The organism is Citrobacter sp. VF227, assembly GCF_052950715.1.
This window is the reverse complement of the sequence record NZ_JBRFVF010000757.1, coordinates 1-255: the sequence shown is the minus strand read 5'-3', so window position 1 is coordinate 255 and position 255 is coordinate 1. Positions and strand designations below refer to the sequence as shown.

Here is a 255-nt window from a genome sequence, read left to right as displayed (position 1 = left end):
TCTCTGCCAGGCGCATGTCGATGTAATCCATAAATGGTTTCAGCTTAACCATTTTGTGGCGGGTCTTTCTGGCTGGCGGTTCAGGATATTTGAGATAGCGTCTGACAGTCCGTTCAGAGCAACCCACTTGAGTCGCAATATCGACAATGTACGCACCCTGCTGGCGCATTTGCTTTATCATGTAAAAGTCCTCTCTGCTCTGCATGTTGATGTTCTTTCTGGTGTGAGAACCTTAAGGAAACAACATGTTGGGTG

General features: G+C 47.1%; 1 protein-coding gene. It reads right to left on the bottom strand.

All coding sequences use genetic code 11. From position 1 onward, the window contains the following. The coding region (locus tag ACU8YC_RS28855; protein ID WP_446896491.1) for a helix-turn-helix domain-containing protein at window positions 1-205 on the bottom strand (205 nt) is incomplete at its 3' end. Between the last annotated feature and the right edge of the window lie 50 nt (window positions 206-255).